Origin of the sequence: Amycolatopsis sp. MtRt-6, assembly GCF_017308975.1 — a bacterium.
Classification (GTDB): Bacteria; Actinomycetota; Actinomycetes; order Mycobacteriales; family Pseudonocardiaceae; genus Amycolatopsis.
On record NZ_JADWPD010000051.1, the window covers coordinates 33558 to 51055 of the forward strand.

The window sequence follows — 17498 nt, forward strand, 5'->3', positions numbered from 1 at the left end:
GCAGGAGACATGACCGACACGAAGGAATGGACGTTCCCGGCCTCGTTCGGGCAGGAGCGGATCTGGCTGTCCAACCAGCTCGACCCGGCGTCCCCGGTGTACAACCTCCCCTGCCAGGTGCGGCAGGACCTGCCGCTCACGGAAGTACAGTGGCGGGCCGCGCTCGGCGTGGTCGTCGGACGCCACGAAGCCCTGCGGACGGCGTTCCGGATGGACGGCGGCGACCTCGTCCAGGTGGTGCGCGAAGACGTCCCGATCGAGCCCGAGGTGCACGACCTGCGGGACCTGCCCGACCTGCGCGACCGGGAGGCCAAGGCGGCCGCACTGGCCGAGGCGATCGCCCGCCGCCCGATTCCCCTGGACGCGGCGCCGCCGTGGCGGGCACAGCTGTGCCGGCTCGGTGACGCGGACTGGCTGCTCACCTTCGTCGTGCACCACACGGTGTTCGACGCCGGCTCGGTCCTGGTGCTGGCGAACGAGCTGAACGAAGCCTGCAACGCGGCCGTCGAAGGGCGGCTGCCGAAGCTGCCCGAACTCGCCATCCAGTACCCGGACTACTCGGCCTGGCAGCGTGGTGAGCTGCCCGCGGTCCGCGCACAGCTGGACTACTGGCGCGAGCGGCTGGCCGGGCTCCCGCCCGTGCACAGCCTGCCCACCGACCGGCCGCGGCCCGCGGACTTCGGGTTCGACGGCGACCAGGTGGACTTCGCGCTGCCGGACGGCCTGCTCGACCGCGCCGGCGAAGTGGGCCGCGAGCTGTCGGCGTCGCCGTTCATGGTGCTCCTCGCCGGGTACACCGCGCTGTTGTCGCGGCTGTCCGGCACGGCCGACATCGTGGTGGGCGTGCCGGTCGCCGGCCGGGACCTGCCCGAGCTGGCGCCGCTGATCGGCATGTTCGTCAACCAGCTCGCCATCCGCGTCGACTGCGACGGCGCCCTGCCGTTCGCCGAGCTGGTGGGCCGGGTCCGGACCGCGGTGCTGGACGCGATCGAGCACGGCCGGGTGCCGTTCCAGCTCGTCGCCGACGAGGTCCGCCCGGAACGCGACCCGGCCGTGCAGGCGGTTTACCAGGTCGGCTTCAACTTCATCCCCGACTCGGGCATCGAGGCGGTCCGCTACGCCACGGCCAAGGACGACGTCGCGATCGACCTCACCGCGACCGGCGGCCGGCTGCTCTACCGCACCGACCTGTTCGACCGGGTCACCGCGGAGTCGATGGCGGAGCGGTACCTCCGGGTGCTGACGGCCGCGGTCGCGGACCCGGGCCTCGCGGTCGCGGACCTGCCGCTGCTGTCGGACGCCGAGCGCCGCCAGGTTCTCGAAGAGTGGAGTGGTTCGTCCACAGAGGACGCTCCGCTCGTCGTCGCCTGCTTCGAAGACCGGGTGCGGGCGACGCCGGACGCCGTTGCGGTCGACCTCGGCGGGGTCCGGCTGACCTACGCCGAGTTGAACACGCGGGCCAACCGCGTCGCGCACCGCCTCGGTGCCGGCGGGGTGGTCGGGGTCTGCGCCCCGAACTCGGCGGACCTCGTCGTCGGCATCCTCGGGGCGCTCAAGAGCGGCGCGGCCTACGTCCCGCTGGACCCCGCCAACCCGGCCCAGCGGCAGGCGCTGGTCCTCGCCGATTCCGGCGCCCGGGTCGTGCTCACCACCGGGGACGTGGGCCTCGGCGCGGACACCCTCGCGCTCGACGACCCGGCCGTCTGGGCGGAGTCGTCCGAAGAGAATCCCGCGCCACCGGGCCCGGACGACATCGCCTACGTCATCTACACGTCCGGCTCGACCGGGCGGCCGAAGGGCGTCCAGGTCGGGCACCGGGCGCTGGCCACCTACCTCGGCTGGGCACGCGGGGCGTACCCGAGCCTGGCGGGCCGCGCGCTGCTGCACACGTCGGCGTCGTTCGACCTCACCGTGACGACACTGCTCGGCCCGCTCACCGCCGGTGGGTCCATCGTGGACTCCGGTAAGCCCGGCTTCGTCAAGGCGACGCCGACCCACCTCGCCGTGCTGCCGGCGGAGTCCTACCCGACGGGTGACCTGGTCGTCGGCGGCGAAGCGCTGCTGGGCGAAGCCGTGCGGCCGTTCGCCGGGATCGCCGTCACCAACGAATACGGGCCCACCGAGGCGACGGTCGGGTGCGTGGCCCACCGGCTCGACGGGCCGGTCACCGGGCCGGTGCCGATCGGCCGCCCGATCCCCGGCACCCGCGCCTACGTCCTCGACGACCGGCTGCGGCCGGTGCCGCCGGGGGTCGCCGGCCAGCTGTTCCTCGCCGGCGCGCAGCTCGCCCACGGCTACCTCGGCCGGCCCGAGCTGACCGCGCAGCGGTTCCCCGACGGCCCGTTCGGGCGGATGTACGCCACCGGCGACCTCGTGCGCTGGCGCCGCGACGGCACCCTCGACTACCTCGGCCGGACCGATGACCAGATCAAGCTGCGCGGGTTCCGGATCGAGCCGGGGGAGGTCGAAGCCGCCCTGCGGGAGCTGCCGGAGATCCGGGACGCGGCGGTCGCGGTCCGCGAAGGGACGCTCGTCGGGTACGTCGTCGGCAGCGCCGACGGCGCGGCCGACGCCCTGCGGGCCACCCTGCCGGAGTACCTGGTGCCCACGGTGTTCGTCACCCTCGAAGCGCTGCCGGTCGCGGCGAGCGGGAAGCTCGACCGGGCCGCCCTGCCCGATCCGCGGCTCGGCGGCGACACCGAGTACGTGGCGCCGGGCACCGCGGCCGAAGAGCTGGTCGCCGAGGTCCTCGGCGAGCTGCTCGGCGTGGAGAAGCTCGGCGTGCACGACGACTTCTTCGCCCACGGCGGCAACTCGCTCCTGGCGATCCGGGCGATGGTCCGGATCCGCAAGCAGGTCGGCGTCGACCTGCCGGTCCGCGGGCTGTTCTCGTTCACCACGGTGGCCGAGCTCGCCGCCGAGGTCGAGCGCCGCCTGGAAGCGGACCTCGACCGGCTCAGCGACGAAGAGGTCCAGGCCCAGCTGACCGAAGGCGGGCCGGCGTGACGACGATCGACGAGACCGGCCGGGCGGCCGCGCGCCGCGCGTTGCTGGAACAGCGGCTGCGGCGCCGTGCCGAGCCGGCCGCGACCATCACCCGGCGGCCGGACGGCGACCCCGTCCCGCTGTCCTACCAGCAGGAACGCGTCTGGTTCATGGAGCAGTTCGCTCCGGGAACCACGTCCTACAACATCCCGGTGCCGATCCGGCTCACCGGCTGCCTCGACACCGCCGTGCTGCAGGCGGCACTCGACGCCCTCCCGGCGCGGCACGAGGCCCTGCGGATGCGGTTCCCGGCCGGGGACGACGGGCAGCCGTCCGTCCGCGTCGAACCGGTCGTCTCCGTGCCGTTGTCCTTTGTGGACGCGGGCAGCGAAGAAGCGGCCCGGGCGGCGGTCGACGCCGCCGCGGCCGAGCCGTTCGACCTGGCCGGCGGGCCGCTGCTGCGCGCCACCCTGGCCCGGATCTCCGACGACGAGCACCTCCTCACGGTGTGCACGCACCACATCGTCGGCGACGGCTGGTCGGTCGACCTGCTCCTGCGCGACCTCGCGGCCCACTACCACGGCACGGCGGCCGCCCTGCCCGCGTTGCCCATCGGGTACGGCGACTTCGCGCACTGGCAGCGCCGGACGCTGACCGGCACCGAACTGGACCGGCAGCTCGGCCACTGGCGGGCCGCGCTCGACGGCGTCGAACCCCTGGAGCTGCCGGCGGACCACCCGCGGCCGGCGACCCAGACGTTCGACGGCGCGATCCACGAGTTCTTCGTCGAGCAGGACCTCGCCCAGGCCCTCGGTGCGCTGAGCCGCGAACACGGCGCCACGCTGTTCATGACGCTGCTGGCCGCGTACCAGGTCCTGCTGGCCCGGTACTCGGGGCAGGACGACTTCGCCGTCGGGTCGTCGTCGGCCGGGCGCGGGCTGCCCGAGCTCGAAGGCGTGGTCGGCATGTTCATCAACATGCTCCCGCTGCGGGCGCAGCTGGCCGGCGACCCGACCTTCGCCGAGGTGCTGGCCCGGACCCGGCGGCACGTGCTCGACGCGTTCGAGCACGCCGATGTCCCGTTCGAGCGGCTGGTCAACGCCCTCGGCGTGCCCCGGGACGTCAGCCGTTCGCCGGTCTTCCAGGCCATGTTCGTGCTGCAGAACTACGAGATGGGCCGGATGGGTGCGGCGGGGGAGTCCGCGGTGGACTTCCGCTGGCTGCCGATGGACCTGCCCGCCACCCGGTTCGATTTCGAGTTCCACGCCATCGAGGTCTCGTCCGGGCTCATCGGCAAGTTCGTGCACAACACCGCCCTCTTCGGCACCGGCACCGTGGCCGGCATGGCCGAGCGCCTGGTGACGCTGCTGCGTTCGATCGTCGCCGGCCCCGCGCGGCCGGTGTCCGCACTGGACCTCCTGGGTGACCAGCGGGACTTGGTCCTGAACCGCTGGAACGACACCGCGGGCGAGATCCCGCCGGGCACGCTGCACTCGCTCGTCGAGGCCCAGGTCGCCCGCACACCGGACGCGCCGGCGCTGACGTTCCGCGGGGAGTCGCTGTCCTACCGGGAGCTGGACGAACGGGCCAACGGGCTCGCGCACCGGCTGCGCGAACTCGGCGTCGGCCCGGGGACGCTGGTCGGCGTCTTCGCGCAGCGCTCGTTCGAGCTGGTCGTCGCGCTGCTCGGCGTGCTCAAGGCCGGCGGCGCGTACGTGCCGCTCGACCCGGAGTACCCGGCCGACCGGCTCGCGTTCATGCTCGAAGACGCGGCCGCCCCGGTCGTGCTCACGCAGGCGGCCCTGCGCGAGACACTGCCGCCTGGAGACGCCACCGTGGTCGTCCTCGACGACCTGACCGGACCGGCGACACCCGTGGAACCCTCGGCGGGCGCGGACGATCCCGCGTACGTCATCTACACCTCCGGGTCCACCGGGCGGCCGAAGGGCGTGCCGAACGGCCACCGCGGGATCGTCAACCGCCTGGACTGGATGCAGCGCGAATACCGCCTCGACGGGTCGGACGCGGTGCTGCAGAAGACACCGGCGAGCTTCGACGTCTCGGTGTGGGAGTTCTTCTGGCCGCTGATCACCGGGGCCCGGCTCGTGGTGGCCGAACCCGGTGGGCACAAGGACGCCGCCTACCTCCGGGAACTGCTCGTCGGCGAGGGAATCACGACCGCGCACTTCGTGCCGTCGATGCTGAGTCTGTTCTTGGCGGAGCCGGGCGTCGAGTCGGTGACGGCGCTGCGCCGGGTCGTCTGCAGCGGTGAGGAACTGCCCCTCGACACCGCGCGCGAGTTCGTCCGGCGGCTGCCGCACTGCGAGCTGCACAACCTCTACGGGCCGACCGAAGCCGCGATCGACGTCACCGCCTGGCACTGCACGCCCGAAGCCCTCGCCGAGGTCGCGTCCGTGCCGATCGGGGCGCCGATCCGCAACCTGCGGATCTACGTCCTCGACCGGCACGGCCACCCCTGCCCGGTCGGCGTGCCGGGCGAGCTGCACATCGCCGGCGTCGGGCTGGCGCTGGGCTACCACAACCGGCCGGAGCTGACGGCCGAGCGGTTCGTCCGCGACCCCTTCCACGGCGGCCGGATGTACCGCACCGGCGACCTCGCGCACTGGCGCGCCGACGGCACGATCGCGTTCCTCGGCCGCCTGGACCATCAGGTCAAGCTGCGCGGCCTGCGCATCGAGCTCGGTGAGATCGAAGCCCGCCTGCGCGAGCAATCCGGGGTGGCCGACGCGGTCGTGCTCGTCCGCGAGGACACGCCGGGGGACAAGCGCCTGGTCGGGTACGTCGTCGGCGACGCGGACGCGGGCACGCTGCGAACCGCGTTGAAGGAGACCCTGCCGGACTACATGGTGCCGCCGTCGTTCGTCACCCTCGACGCGCTGCCGCTGACACCGAACGGCAAGCTCGACCGCAAGGCCCTGCCCGCCCCGGTCGCCGCCCGCGACGCGACGACGGCCCTGGTCGAACCGTCGACACCCCTGGAAGTACTGCTCGCCGAGATCTGGCGCGACGTGCTCAAGGTCGAGGAACTCGGCGCCGACGACGACTTCTTCGACCTCGGCGGGCACTCGATGCTCGCCACCCAGGTCGTCGCGCGGATCGCGAAGGCCGGCCACCAGGCGGGTGTGATGGACCTGTTCCAGCACCGCACGATCCGCGAGCTGGCGGTGTTCCTGGCCGGCGACCGCGACGACTCCGGGCACCTGCTCTACGAGCTGACCAAGCCGGTCGCGAAGCCGACGCTCACCTACGTCTGCTTCCCCTACGGCGGCGGCAGCGCGATCGTCTACCAGCCCCTCGCGGACGCGCTGCCGGGCGGGTACTCGCTGTTCTCGGTGGCGATTCCCGGCCACGACGTCGGGCTCACCGAAGAGGCCGTGCCGTTCGACGAACTCGTCGAGCGGCTGGCCGGCGAGATCCTCGACCGGATCGACGGTCCGCTGGGCATCTACGGCCACTGCGGCGTCGGCAACGCGCTCGCCGTCGGCGTCGCCCGGCGCCTGGAGGAACGCGGCCGGGAACTGGAGGTCGTCCACATCGGGGCGATCTTCCCGTTCGCGCGGATCAAGGGCGCGGTCGGGACGCTGCGGACGAGGCTGGAAAAGCTGCGCAGCAACCGGTACTACGCGAACTGGCTCAAGGGCATGGGTGTCGACACCGACGACCTCGACCCGGCCCAGGCCGACCGGATCATCAGCAACATGCGGGCCGACAGCCGCGCCGCCGAGGAGTACTTCAGCGGCCTGCTCGACGCCCGCGTGGCCAAGCTGCGCGCGCCGATCGTCTCGGTCGTCGGCTCGGAGGACCCGGTCACCGACTACTACGCCGAGCGCTACCGCGAGTGGGAGTTCCTCACCGACCGCACCGCGCTGGTCGTCCTGGACCAGGCGGGGCATTTCTTCCTGCGCTACCGCGCGGAGGAGCTCGCGGAAATCCTCACCCGGGTGTACCCCGCCCTCGACGACCCCGGTGACCTGCACGTCTCGGCCCGGGGCGCGGACGCCGGCTGGGCGGTGCACGACACCCACGCGTCCACCGTGGACGACAAGCCCGCGGTGCGGCCGAGCATGGCCCGGTTCGTCACGGTCACCGTCGGCCAGCTGGTCTCCTCGACCGGCTCCGCGCTGACGTCGTTCGCGGTGCCGATCTGGCTCTACACCAGGACCGGCTCGGTCACCGACCTCGGCCTGCTCTGGGCCCTCGCCCTGCTGTGCGGGGTGCTGGTCCTGCCGGTGGCGGGCGCGCTCGTCGACCGCGGCGACCGGCGGCGGATCATGATCGCGGCCAGCGTCCTCGCCGGGACCATCCAGCTCGCGCTGGCGCTGCTGCTGACCGCGGGGAACCTCCAGCTGTGGTTCCTCTACGTGCTGATCCCGCTCGGCTCGGTCGCGGGGTCGATCCAGCGGATCGCCTACCAGTCGTCGGTGGCCCAGCTGGTGCCGAAGCAGTACCTCGGCCACGCGATGGGCCTCGCGCAGCTGTCCAACGGCTTCGCGCAGCTGCTGATGCCGGTGATCGCGGCCGGGCTCCTGGCCGCGATCGAGCTGTCCGGGATCCTGATCCTCGACATGGCGAGCTACGTCTTCGCCATCGTCAGCCTGCTGTTCGTCCGGTTCCCCGACCTGCTCGGCTGGCGCCCGCGCGAGCCGCTGCTGACGGCGATCGCGGGCGGGCTCAAGTACTCGTGGAACCACCGCGGCTTCCGCACCATGCTGCTGTACTTCGCCCTGGCCAACGTCTTCCTGGCACCCGCGCTGGTGCTCGTCTCGCCACTCGTGCTGTCCTTCGGCACGGTCACCGACGTCGCCCAGGTCGCCCTGGCCGAGGCGATCGGCGCGGTCGCCGGCGGCATCGGCATGGCGCTGTGGGGCGGCCCGCGCAAGCGGCGCATGGTCGGCGTCCTGTGCGGCAACGTCGGCATCGCCCTCGGCAGCCTGGTGATGGGCCTGCGGCCGTCGCTGGTCGTCGTCGCGGCCGGGGTGTTCCTGCTGGCCGCCGCGATGGCCGTGTCCCAGGGCATCTACGCGACGCTGGTGCAGGTCAAGGTGCCGCAGCGCTACCACGGCCGGGTGTTCGCGATCAACCAGACGATCACCTGGTCCACCCTGCCCATCGGGTTCGCGGTGCTGGCGCCGCTGGCGGTCGGCTGGTTCTCGCCGCTGCTCGCCCCCGGCGGGCCGCTGTCCGGGTCGGTCGGCGCGGTGCTCGGCACCGGCGAAGGCCGCGGCGTCGGGCTCGCCTACGTCGTCTACGCGCTGGTCCTGCTGCTGATCAACGCCGGCGGCTTCAGCGTCCGGCTGCTGCGCCGGTTCGACACCGAAGTCCCCGATTCGCTGCCCGACGACCTCGTCGGCGCGCAGGAACGGGAGCGCAAGCTCGCCGTCGCCGGGAGGGAGACCGCATGAGCGTCGTCGTGCTGATCAGGGAGGCCCGCGGGCACTGGGTCGGCGAGGTCGCCGCCGCGGTGCACGCGGCGGGACATCGCGCGGTGCTGCTCGCCCCGCCGGTGGACGCGGCCGAGCGCACGTCACTCGCCGCGCTGGTGGACGAGATTGTCGCGGTCGGCGACGTCTACGACGCCGAAGCCGTCGCCGCCGCGATCCGCTCGGCCTACGGGACGCCCGCCGCGGTGCTGACCGGGTCGGACGGGGCCATCGCGAGCACCGCACGGGTCGCCGAGCTGCTCGGCGTCGCCCGCTGCCCGGCGTCGGTGTTCGAGTTGTGCGCGAACAAGTTCGCGGTCCGGGAGGTGCTGGGCGGGACCGGGTTCGCGGTGATCTCCTCGGCGGCGGAAGCCGCGGAGGTGGCGGCGCGCGTCGGACTGCCGGCCATCGTCAAGCCGGTCAACGGCGCCGGGAGCAACCTCGTGCGCACGGTGTCCACTGTGGACGAGCTGGCGGCCGCGTACGAGCTGCTGGCCGCGCGGCTGCCCGAGTCCGCGGACCCGCGCTACCACCGCCCGCTGGGGACGCTGGACCCGGCGGCGACCTTCCTGGTCGAGGGCTTCCTGGACGGCCCGGAGTACGCGGTGGACGTGCTGATCCGCGACGGCGTCGTCGAGCCGATCGAGATCCTCGACAAACCGCTGATCGACGAGCGCAAGTTCGAGCTGGCCCTGTCCTGCCCGCCCGCCGGGCTCTCGGAGGAACGGGCGGCGCTGGTCGCGGCGACGGTGTCCGAGGCGGTGCTCGCGCTGGGGCTGGACAACACGGTCGCGCACGTCGAGGTGATCGACGACGTGCGGCGCGGCCCGACGATCGTCGAGGTCAACGCGGGCCGCCCGGCCGGCTCGATCATGCCGCTGCTGGGCAAGCTGCGCACCGGCATCGACGTGTTCGCCGAGCTGACGGCCCTCGCCCTGGGTTCGCCGCCGCCCGCGCGGGAACCGGCGAAACTGCCGATTCCCCTGGCCATGCTGATCCTCTACGCGTCCGGGTCCGGCACCCTGAAGAGCATCGGCGGTCTCGACGAGGTCGCCGCGCTGCCGGAGGTCGTCGACGTCGTCACGACCGTTTCGCCCGGCCAGGTGCTCACCGACGAGCAGGAGACGTACGCGGTGAACCTCGTCGTCGCCGGGTTCGCCGACCACGACGACCTGGCCGCGCTGCACGCCGAAGCGAACAAGCTGATCCGCCTGGAGGTCGCGTGAAGACCGCGTTCATCGTGCGCGAGACGCGCGGCCACTGGATCCGCGACTTCGCCGCCGCGGTCCGGGCGGCCGGGCTGCGGGCCGAGCTGGTGACCGAGCCCCTCGACGACGCCGAGCGGGCCGAACTGGGGGCGCTGGTCGACGGGTTCGTCGTCGTCGAGGACGTCCGGGACGTGTCCGCGGTCGCCGAGGCGATCCGGGCCCGTGACCCCGGCCCGGCAGGCGTGGTCACCGCGGCCGAAGGCATCATCGCGAGCACCGCCCGGGTCGCCGAGCTGCTCGGCGTCGCCCGCTGTCCGGCGTCGGTGTTCACGCTGGCGCACAACAAGTACGCCGTCCGGCGGCTGCTCGCCGAGGCGGGACTGCCGGGGCCGCGTGCCGCGTTGTTCGCCGACCCGGCCGAAGCGGCGTCGGTGGCCGAACGCGTCGGCCTCCCGGCGATCGTCAAGCCGGTCAACGGCGCGGCCAGCACCCTGGTCCGCACGGTGTCCACTGTGGACGAGCTGGTGGCGGCCCACGAGCTGCTGGCCACCCGGTTGCCGGAGAACCCGGACGCCCGCTACCACCGGCCGCTGCCCGGCGGCCTCGACCCGCGGCGGGTGTTCCTCGTCGAGGGCCTGCTCGACGGGCCGGAGTACGCGGTGGACGTGCTGATCCGCGACGGCGTGGTGGAACCGGTCGAGATCGTCGGCAAGCCGCTGGTCGACGAGCGCAAGTTCGAGCTGGTCATGGTCAGCCCGCCCTTCGGGCTGGCGCCCGAGCGGGCCGAGCTGGTCACGCAGGCGGTGGCCGACGCGGTCCGGGCGCTGGGGCTGGACAACACGAGCGCCCACGTCGAGGTGATCGACGACGCCGTGCTCGGCCCGGCGATCGTCGAGATCAACGCGGGCCGTCCGGTCGGCGGGGCCACGGCCCTGCTGCTCAAGCTGCGCACCGGCGTCGACGTCTTCGCCGAGACGGTGGCGCTGGGTCTCGGCCACCCGCCGCCGGCGCGGGAGCCGGCCGCGCTGCCGGTCCCGGTGGGGGAGCTGATCCTCTACGCGTCGGGCCACGGCCGGCTGGTCCGCATCGACGGCCTCGACGAGCTGGCAGACCTGCCCGAGGTGTTCTCGGTGATCACCACCGTGTCGCCCGGCCAGCTGCTGAGCGACGACCACGAAACCTACGCCGTGAACGCGTTCGTCGCCGGCTTCGCCGACGCCGACGACCTGGCCGCACTGTACGCCGAGGCCACCAAACTCGTCCGATTCGAACTGGAGGAAGCATGACCGCCGATCTCGCGGCGCCCCTGGAGTTACTGGGCAACGAGCACACCCAGATCGCCGTCTTCCCGGCCGCGGACTTCGCCGCCGTGGAGGCGCACCTGCCGCGGCTGCAGGACCACCTGCGCGACCACGGCGCCATCCTGCTGCGTGGCCTGCCCGTCGACCTGGACCTGTTCAACACGGTCACCGAGACGATCGGCGGCGCGCTGCTCACCTACACCGAGCGGTCGACGCCGCGCTCGAACGTGGCCGGCAACATCTACACCTCGACCGAGTACCCGCCCGCCGAGCCGATCCCGATGCACAACGAGAACTCCTACTCGGCGAGCTGGCCGGCGCGGCTGTTCTTCCTGTGCGACACCGCCGCGGAAACCGGTGGGGCGACGCCGATCGCGGACAGCCGGGCGATGTTCCGGCTGCTGCCGGAAGACCTGCGCGAGCGGTTCGCGGGCGGCGTCACCTACACGCGGGCGTTCCGCGAAGGGCTCGGGCTGACCTGGCAGGAGGCGTTCCAGACCGAGGACCGCGCGGTCGTCGAGGAGTACTGCGCCAGCCACGGGCAGACCTTCGAGTGGACCGAGGAGGGGCTGCGCACCCGGCACATCCGGCCGTCCTTCGTGACGGAGCCGCACACCGGGGAAACCGTGTGGTTCAACCAGGCCAACCTCTTCCACGTCCGGAGCCTCGGCGACGAGGTCAGCGAGGCGCTGCTGGAGCTGTACCCCGAGGAAGACCTGCCGCGCAACGCCTTCTTCGCCGACGGCAGCCCGATCCCGGTCGCGGACCTCGAGCGGATCCGCGCGGTCTACGCCGAGGTGAGCTACGCGTTCCCGTGGCAGGCCGGCGACATCATGGTGATCAACAACATGCTGATGGCCCACGGCCGCGAGCCGTTCACCGGCAAGCGGCGCATCCTGGTGGCGATGACGGGATGACCGCACCGGTCGTGGTGCTGCTCGCCCCACGCCGGTGCGGTTCCACGACCTGTACGCCGAAGGCTTCGCCCCGGTGCTGACCGCGGAAGCGGCCTGCACCAGCGGGGCCCGGGCGGAGGACGACGTCTCGGCGGGGGTGGAGAGCGCCTCTTCGGCTAGCCTGCCTTCAGGGCGTCGAAGACCAGCTTCGCCGCCTGCGCGAGGAGCCGGTCGTCGTGCTCGGCGTTCTCGGCCTGGCGGCTGGACATGATCGCGAGGACGATCGGTGCCCGCCCCGGCGGCCAGACGACGGCGATGTCGTTGCGCGTGGCGTACTCGCCGGTGCCGGTCTTGTCGGCGACGGCCCAGCCGGCCGGCGTGCCCGCCCGGATCACGTTCGCGCCGGTCTTGTTGGCGCGCATCATGTCCGTGTACATGGTCCGCTTCTCCGGCGGCAGCGCGTCGCCGAGGGCGAAGGTGCGCAGGGTGCCGGCCATCGCGCGCGGGGTGCTCGTGTCGCGGATGTCGCCCGGCGCGAGGTCGTTGAGCGCGGGTTCGGTCCGGTCGACGTGGGTGGTCGTGTCGCCGATCGCACGCAGCGCGGCGGCGAGTCCCGGCGGCCCGCCGAGCTCCTGGAACAGCAGGTTCGCGGCGGTGTTGTCGCTGTAGCGCAACGCCGCGTCGATCGCGTCGCGCAGCGAGATGCCGGTGGCGACGTGCTTTTCGGTGACGGGCGAGTTCGCCTGCAGGTCGGCGCGGGTGTAGGTGAGGTTCTTCGCGAGCCCGTCGAGGCTGGTGCGCTGGAGGACGGCCGCGGCGGAGAACGCCTTGTGCGCCGAGGCGTAGCCGAAGCGCTCGTCGGCGCGGTGGGCTATCTCGCGGCCGGAGCCGGTGTCGATCGCGTACACGCCGAGGCGGGCGTCGAAGCTGCGTTCGAGCGGGGCGAAGTCCGGCTGCGGCACCGGGGCCGCAGCCGTCGTCGTCGCAGCCGACGTCGGGGCCGGCTGGGGCGCTTCCGCCGCGCAGCCGGTCAGCGGGACGAGGAGCAGCGCGGCGAGCGCGGCCCACCGGGCTCGGGGGTAGGGCACGGGACATCCTTCCGGTTCTTGATCGTCCTCCGCAGTCTCACGATGTTCGTTCATGCTGTCCAAGACGGAACCGAGCGGTTCGATGCGGATTTGGCATAAGATGAGGTGGTGGACCTGGTCGGCGGCTGCAGGGCGTTCGTGAGCGTGAGCGAGACGGGCAGTTTCACAGCGGGTGCGGCGCTGGCGCGCATCCCGCAGCCGGTCGCCAGCCGGCGCATCGCGGCGCTGGAGCGGCACTTCGGGGAGCGGCTGTTCGACCGCACGACCCGCAGGGCGCGGCTGACCCCGTTCGGCCGGGACGTGCTGCCTTCGGCCCGCCGGCTCGTGCAGCTGGCCGACGCGATGGAGCACGACGCCCGGCGCGCCCGGCTGCGGCCGGTGCGGGTGGCGGTGCCCGCGACCTGCGGCGTCCGCGAGCTCGCCGGGCTGGCGGCCGAGGCCCGGACGCACGCGGTCCGGCTGGAGTTCCGCGCGGCGGAGCCGGCGGAGCGGGCCTCGCTGGTCCGCACGGGCGAGGTCCGGGCCGCGCTCACGGCGGTCCCGGCCGAGGAGGGCGTGTGGGCGGTGCCGCTGGGCGTGGCGGGGACGGAGCTGGGCCGGGTGGTGTTCCTGGAGACGTTGCGGACGGGCCGGTCCGCGGCCGCCCGGCGGCGCGTGTGGATCCAGCCGGAGGACGACGTCCCGCACGTCCGCGACCGGGTGCTGCGGGTGCGCGACGCGGTGGGCTTGTCACCGGCCCAGGTGGCGGTGGCCGAGTCGCTGACGTCGGCGGTGGCGGAGGTGTTCGCCGCGGAGGACCTGCTGTTGTGTTCGGTCGCGCAGGCGGACGAGCTGGGGCTGCCGTGGCGGCCGATCGGCGAGCTCGACGTGGCCCGCGGCTACGACGTCGCGGCGGCCCTGCCCGAGGACGCGGACCGGCTGCGCACGGCGTGGGGCGAGGCGGTGGGCCGGTGCCTCGGAGCGGCGCGATGACGGCCGAAGCACTGGTCCGCGACCTGCGCGCGGAGCTGGAGGAGAGCGGCTTGCGCGGCTCGTTCCTGGTCCGCGACCTGCGAACGGGCGCGGAGCTCGGAATCGACCCGGACCGCGAGTACCCGATGGCGTCCCTGGTCAAGGTCCCGCTGGCGGCGGCGACCCTCACGCGCATCCACCGGGGCGAGCTCGATCCGGCGACCAGGCTGGAAGTCGCCCCGGGCGGCGTCACGACCCCCGGCCCGATCGGGCTCACCCGCTTCCGACACCCGGCGAGCGTCGCCATCGGTGACCTGCTGTACCTGAGCACATCCCTGAGCGACGGGACGGCCGCGGACGTCCTGTTCGGACTGACGCCGCCGGCCGAGGTGACGCGGATGCTGGGGGAGTGGGGCCTGGGCGGGATAGCGGTGCGCCACCTGATGCAGGACCTGGTCGAGACCCCGGCCGAGCGCTTCGAGGCGGGCGAGGTGGATTTGGCCCACGCCCTGGCCATCGGCGCGGCCACGGCCGGCCAGGGGCATCGCTTGCGCCAGCTCGACGTCACGCGCGCGAACGCCGCTTCGGCGCGGGCGCTGATCGAGCTGTTGCAGGCGTTGTGGACACCGTCGAGGATAGCCGCGCCGGTGGCCGCGGGCGTGCGAGAGCTGATGGCGAACAACGTGATCCGCCACCGCCTGACACCCGACTTCGCCTCCGACGCGGCCCGCTGGTCGTCGAAAACGGGAACGTTGCTGAACATGCGTCACGAAGCGGGCGTGGTCGAGCACGCGGACGGCGGAGTGTTCGCGGTGGTGGCCCTGACGGAGTCGCGCGTCCCGGCGGTCCTCCAGCCGGAGGCGGAGGTGCGCATGGCCCGGGTGGCCCGAGCACTGCGCGACCACCTGCGCGGAGGCTGAGGCCGGGGCGGCATCGGTGGGCAGCGGGCGGTGGCTGGTCGCGAATGGACCGCGTGCGTCCGGCAGGTGCCGGCGGCAGTGGGCGGCTTTGGTTCGGGCGCGGGTTCGTGGCTTGTGCGTGGTCGCGGATGGACTGCGTGTCACCTTTGTGGGCCGCCGGACGTGGGCTTCGGCTGGGCGCGGGGCGGTCGGCGGCCCCGCGCACCTCCACCTCAAGCCGGCGCGGTCACCCCGAAGTCCACTTCGGCCGTCTCCACGGTCCCCGCCGTCCGGCCTGGCGCCGTCTGGTACTTCCAGTACAGGTTCGTGTGCGCGATCACCTGTTCCGGCGGTGGTGCCCCGTAGGCCGACAGGTCCTCCGTCGTGTGCGCGTCGGCCACCAGTGTCGCGTCGTATCCCCGGGCCAGCGCCCCGTGGAGGGTCGAGCGGATGCACGCGTCCGTCTGGGCGCCCGCCACCATCAGTGCGCCGATGCCGCGGGCCGCCAGGACGTCCTCCAGGTCCGTGTCCTCGAACGAGTCCCCGTACCGCTTGTGCACCAGTGGTTCCGCCTCGCGGCGCACCAGCTCCGGCACGTACTCCCAGGCCTGGCTGCCGCGGGGCAGCTCGTCGCTGGTGTGCTGCACCCACACCACCTCGGTGCCCGCCGCGCGGGCCTTGTCCACCAGGGTCACCAGGTTGGCCAAGACGGATGAGCGTTCGTGAGCCGTCTCCATCACGCCGTTCTGCACGTCGACGACGAGCAGAGCGGTGTGCGGGCGGTCGGTCAGTGTGGTCATGGCGTCACCTTAACGACCGGCACCGACAGTTTCCGGAGCTAGCATGCCCGGTATGGATTACGGGATGCTCTTGCTCGGTGTTGTCGTGCTCGTCGCGGTCGTCGGACTGGGGTCTTCGGCCACCGACCGCAGGCTCGGCCGGGTCGACCGCCGGCTCGCGCGGGTGGAACGGAAGCTCGACGCCATCGCCGAGCACCTCGGCGTGCCCGTCGAGGAACCGGAACTCGAAGAGGTGACCGCGTTGCTGCGGCAGGGCAAGAAGATCCAGGCGATCAAGGCCTACCGCGACAGCACCGGCGCCGACCTCAAGGAAGCCCGCGACGCCGTGGAGCGGCTCGCCTATTAGGGCTCGTGGGTGTGGGCCCGTAGCCGTGTGGCTGCGGGCCTGTCCCGTGGTCAGGCTGCGAGTGGGAGTGGTTCGTGGAGGTTGTTGCGCCTGGGTTTTCGTCGTGGGTCGATGAATGCTGGTGGGAGGAATTCGGGGAGGCCGTCGGTGGCGATGCGGACTTCCCAGCCGGAGCGGTGCAGGAGCCGGTGGTGGTGGGCGCACATCAGCACCAGGTTGTGCAGGTCGGTGGGGCCGCCGTCTGCCCAGTGGCGGATGTGGTGACCTTGACAGTGCCGGGGTGGCCGATGACAGCCGGGGAAGGCGCAGCCTCGGTCGCGGAGGAAGAGGGCTCGGCGGAGTCCGGCGGAGATGAGGCGGCGGAGGCGGCCGAGGTTGAGGGGTTCGCTTTTGTCGCCGAGGACGGCGGGGATGATCATGGCGTCGCAGGCATGCACCCGGGCTTCGGCGGCGGTCATCGTCCCGGTGTCGCCGAGGGTGGCCTTGCCGAGGCCGGATTTCAGGTCGTTCAGGGAGACCGCGACCATGACGTGGGCTCGTTCCCCGGCCTGCATCGGCAGGTCTGGGGAATTCAGGGCGAGGTCGATGGCATCGGAGAAGGCATCCCCGTAGCGCTGCGGGGTGGTGCGGAAGTCGGGACCCTCGTCGCCGGTGCGGCGCTCGGCCAAAGCGTCCAGCAATGCGTTGGCGCGGGTGCCTGTCTCATCATCGAATCGGCCGCTGAGTTCCCAGATGCCGGTTCTTTTGCGACGGAGGAACAGTTCCCGGGTGGGAACCACGGGTTCGGTGTCGTCGGGGGCGGGGCCGTCGGGGGCGAGGTGGGCGAGGATGCGGGCGCCGAGGGCGGCGACCTGCTTGTGCCCGGCCTCCTCAGCAAAAGCCAGCAGGTTGGCCTCGGCGCTCACGCAGTGCTCGGGCGGGACCTGGCTCAGCACGGAGGTGATCACGTCGATCATCGGGTTGCTCAACCGCCCCGCCCGAGCCGCAGCACCAGTGGCGGGGGCGAGGGCGGGGATGGGACTGCCGTCGAGGTTGCGGCCGGGGTTCACCAGGCGGGCGCGTTTGATCAACCGTTCCGCAGCCGACTTCGGCTCATCGGCCAGATGCTCCAACAGCCGGGCGGCGGAGCGGTAGCCGAACAGCTCCATCACCCCGCGCTGCTCGATTTCCACCAGCACCGCACCAAGTTCGGCTTCAGCGGACCGCATCGACGCGACCAGTTCGCCGATGCGGTCGGCGAGAGCCACCGCCTCGGAGGAGAGAGCCGCGTCGTTGGTCATGTCTCCAAGCTACCGGCGATCGAACACAGGGTCATCACTCGATACGGTGGGAACAAAAGGTAAAGCCGCTGTCCGCACCCGAGAACACCGGAAACCACGGCAGGGCAACCGAAGCGCATGAAAACCAGCCCGGGACAACTTCGATACAAGATAACTAGTAGTACTTTGTTATGTTTGGTGGCGGTTGTTGCGGTGTAAGGGTTTCACCGTTTGGTGGCAGGTCAGGCACACGCCGGTCCAGGTCGCGAGGAGCAGTTGCAGTTCGCGGATGGTCACGTAGAGGGTCAGGCCGGCGCAGCCGCT

At 72.5% G+C, this 17498-nt stretch carries 11 protein-coding genes; 8 read left to right on the forward strand and 3 right to left on the reverse strand.

Going from position 1 to position 17498, the window contains the following annotated elements; all coding sequences use genetic code 11:
• The first annotated feature begins 9 nt into the window (after positions 1-9).
• Genes I4Q55_RS47185 through I4Q55_RS47205 form a run of 5 tightly spaced genes read left to right on the forward strand, consistent with a single transcriptional unit; the run spans position 10 to position 11852 of the window.
• Positions 10-3006, forward strand: a complete 2997-nt coding sequence (locus I4Q55_RS47185; RefSeq protein ID WP_206797446.1) for a non-ribosomal peptide synthetase — start codon at positions 10-12, stop codon at positions 3004-3006.
• Positions 3003-8408, forward strand: a complete 5406-nt coding sequence (locus I4Q55_RS47190) for a non-ribosomal peptide synthetase/MFS transporter (RefSeq protein ID WP_206797447.1) — start codon at positions 3003-3005, stop codon at positions 8406-8408. Before I4Q55_RS47185 ends, I4Q55_RS47190 begins: the two co-directional genes overlap by 4 nt.
• Positions 8405-9652, forward strand: a complete 1248-nt coding sequence (locus I4Q55_RS47195; protein WP_206797448.1) for an ATP-grasp domain-containing protein — start codon at positions 8405-8407, stop codon at positions 9650-9652. The genes I4Q55_RS47190 and I4Q55_RS47195 overlap by 4 nt, the downstream gene beginning before the upstream one ends.
• On the forward strand, positions 9649-10920 hold the full coding sequence (locus I4Q55_RS47200) for an ATP-grasp domain-containing protein (protein ID WP_206797450.1): 1272 nt from the start codon (positions 9649-9651) through the stop codon (positions 10918-10920). The genes I4Q55_RS47195 and I4Q55_RS47200 overlap by 4 nt, the downstream gene beginning before the upstream one ends.
• Entirely contained in the window at positions 10917-11852 is a 936-nt protein-coding gene (locus I4Q55_RS47205) for a TauD/TfdA family dioxygenase (protein WP_206797452.1), read from the forward strand. The genes I4Q55_RS47200 and I4Q55_RS47205 overlap by 4 nt, the downstream gene beginning before the upstream one ends.
• A gap of 155 nt (positions 11853-12007) precedes the next feature.
• Here the strand turns inward: I4Q55_RS47205 and bla are convergent, their stop codons facing one another.
• A complete protein-coding gene (gene bla, locus I4Q55_RS47210; protein ID WP_206797453.1) occupies positions 12008-12919 on the reverse strand; it encodes a class A beta-lactamase in 912 nt (303 codons plus the stop codon).
• Positions 12920-13027: 108 nt separating this feature from the next.
• On the opposite strand from bla, the gene I4Q55_RS47215 reads away from it, so the two are divergent.
• Positions 13028-13891 carry a LysR family transcriptional regulator gene (locus I4Q55_RS47215; RefSeq protein ID WP_206797454.1) on the forward strand — a complete coding sequence of 288 codons (864 nt, stop codon included), beginning with the start codon at positions 13028-13030 and terminating at the stop codon, positions 13889-13891.
• Positions 13888-14790 (forward strand): serine hydrolase, encoded by a 903-nt coding sequence (locus I4Q55_RS47220; RefSeq protein WP_206797455.1) that lies wholly within the window; start codon positions 13888-13890, stop codon positions 14788-14790. Before I4Q55_RS47215 ends, I4Q55_RS47220 begins: the two co-directional genes overlap by 4 nt.
• A gap of 212 nt (positions 14791-15002) precedes the next feature.
• Here the strand turns inward: I4Q55_RS47220 and I4Q55_RS47225 are convergent, their stop codons facing one another.
• Positions 15003-15569: a cysteine hydrolase family protein gene (locus I4Q55_RS47225; protein WP_206797456.1), complete on the reverse strand. Its 567-nt coding sequence runs from the start codon at positions 15567-15569 to the stop codon at positions 15003-15005.
• 52 nt (positions 15570-15621) lie between these two features.
• On the opposite strand from I4Q55_RS47225, the gene I4Q55_RS47230 reads away from it, so the two are divergent.
• Positions 15622-15915, forward strand: coding sequence for a hypothetical protein (locus I4Q55_RS47230; RefSeq protein WP_206797457.1), 294 nt, complete (start codon positions 15622-15624; stop codon positions 15913-15915).
• Positions 15916-15965: 50 nt separating this feature from the next.
• Here I4Q55_RS47230 and I4Q55_RS47235 read toward each other — a convergent pair whose 3' ends face one another.
• Positions 15966-17195, reverse strand: a complete 1230-nt coding sequence (locus tag I4Q55_RS47235) for an HNH endonuclease signature motif containing protein (RefSeq protein WP_206797458.1) — start codon at positions 17193-17195, stop codon at positions 15966-15968.
• Between the last annotated feature and the right edge of the window lie 303 nt (positions 17196-17498).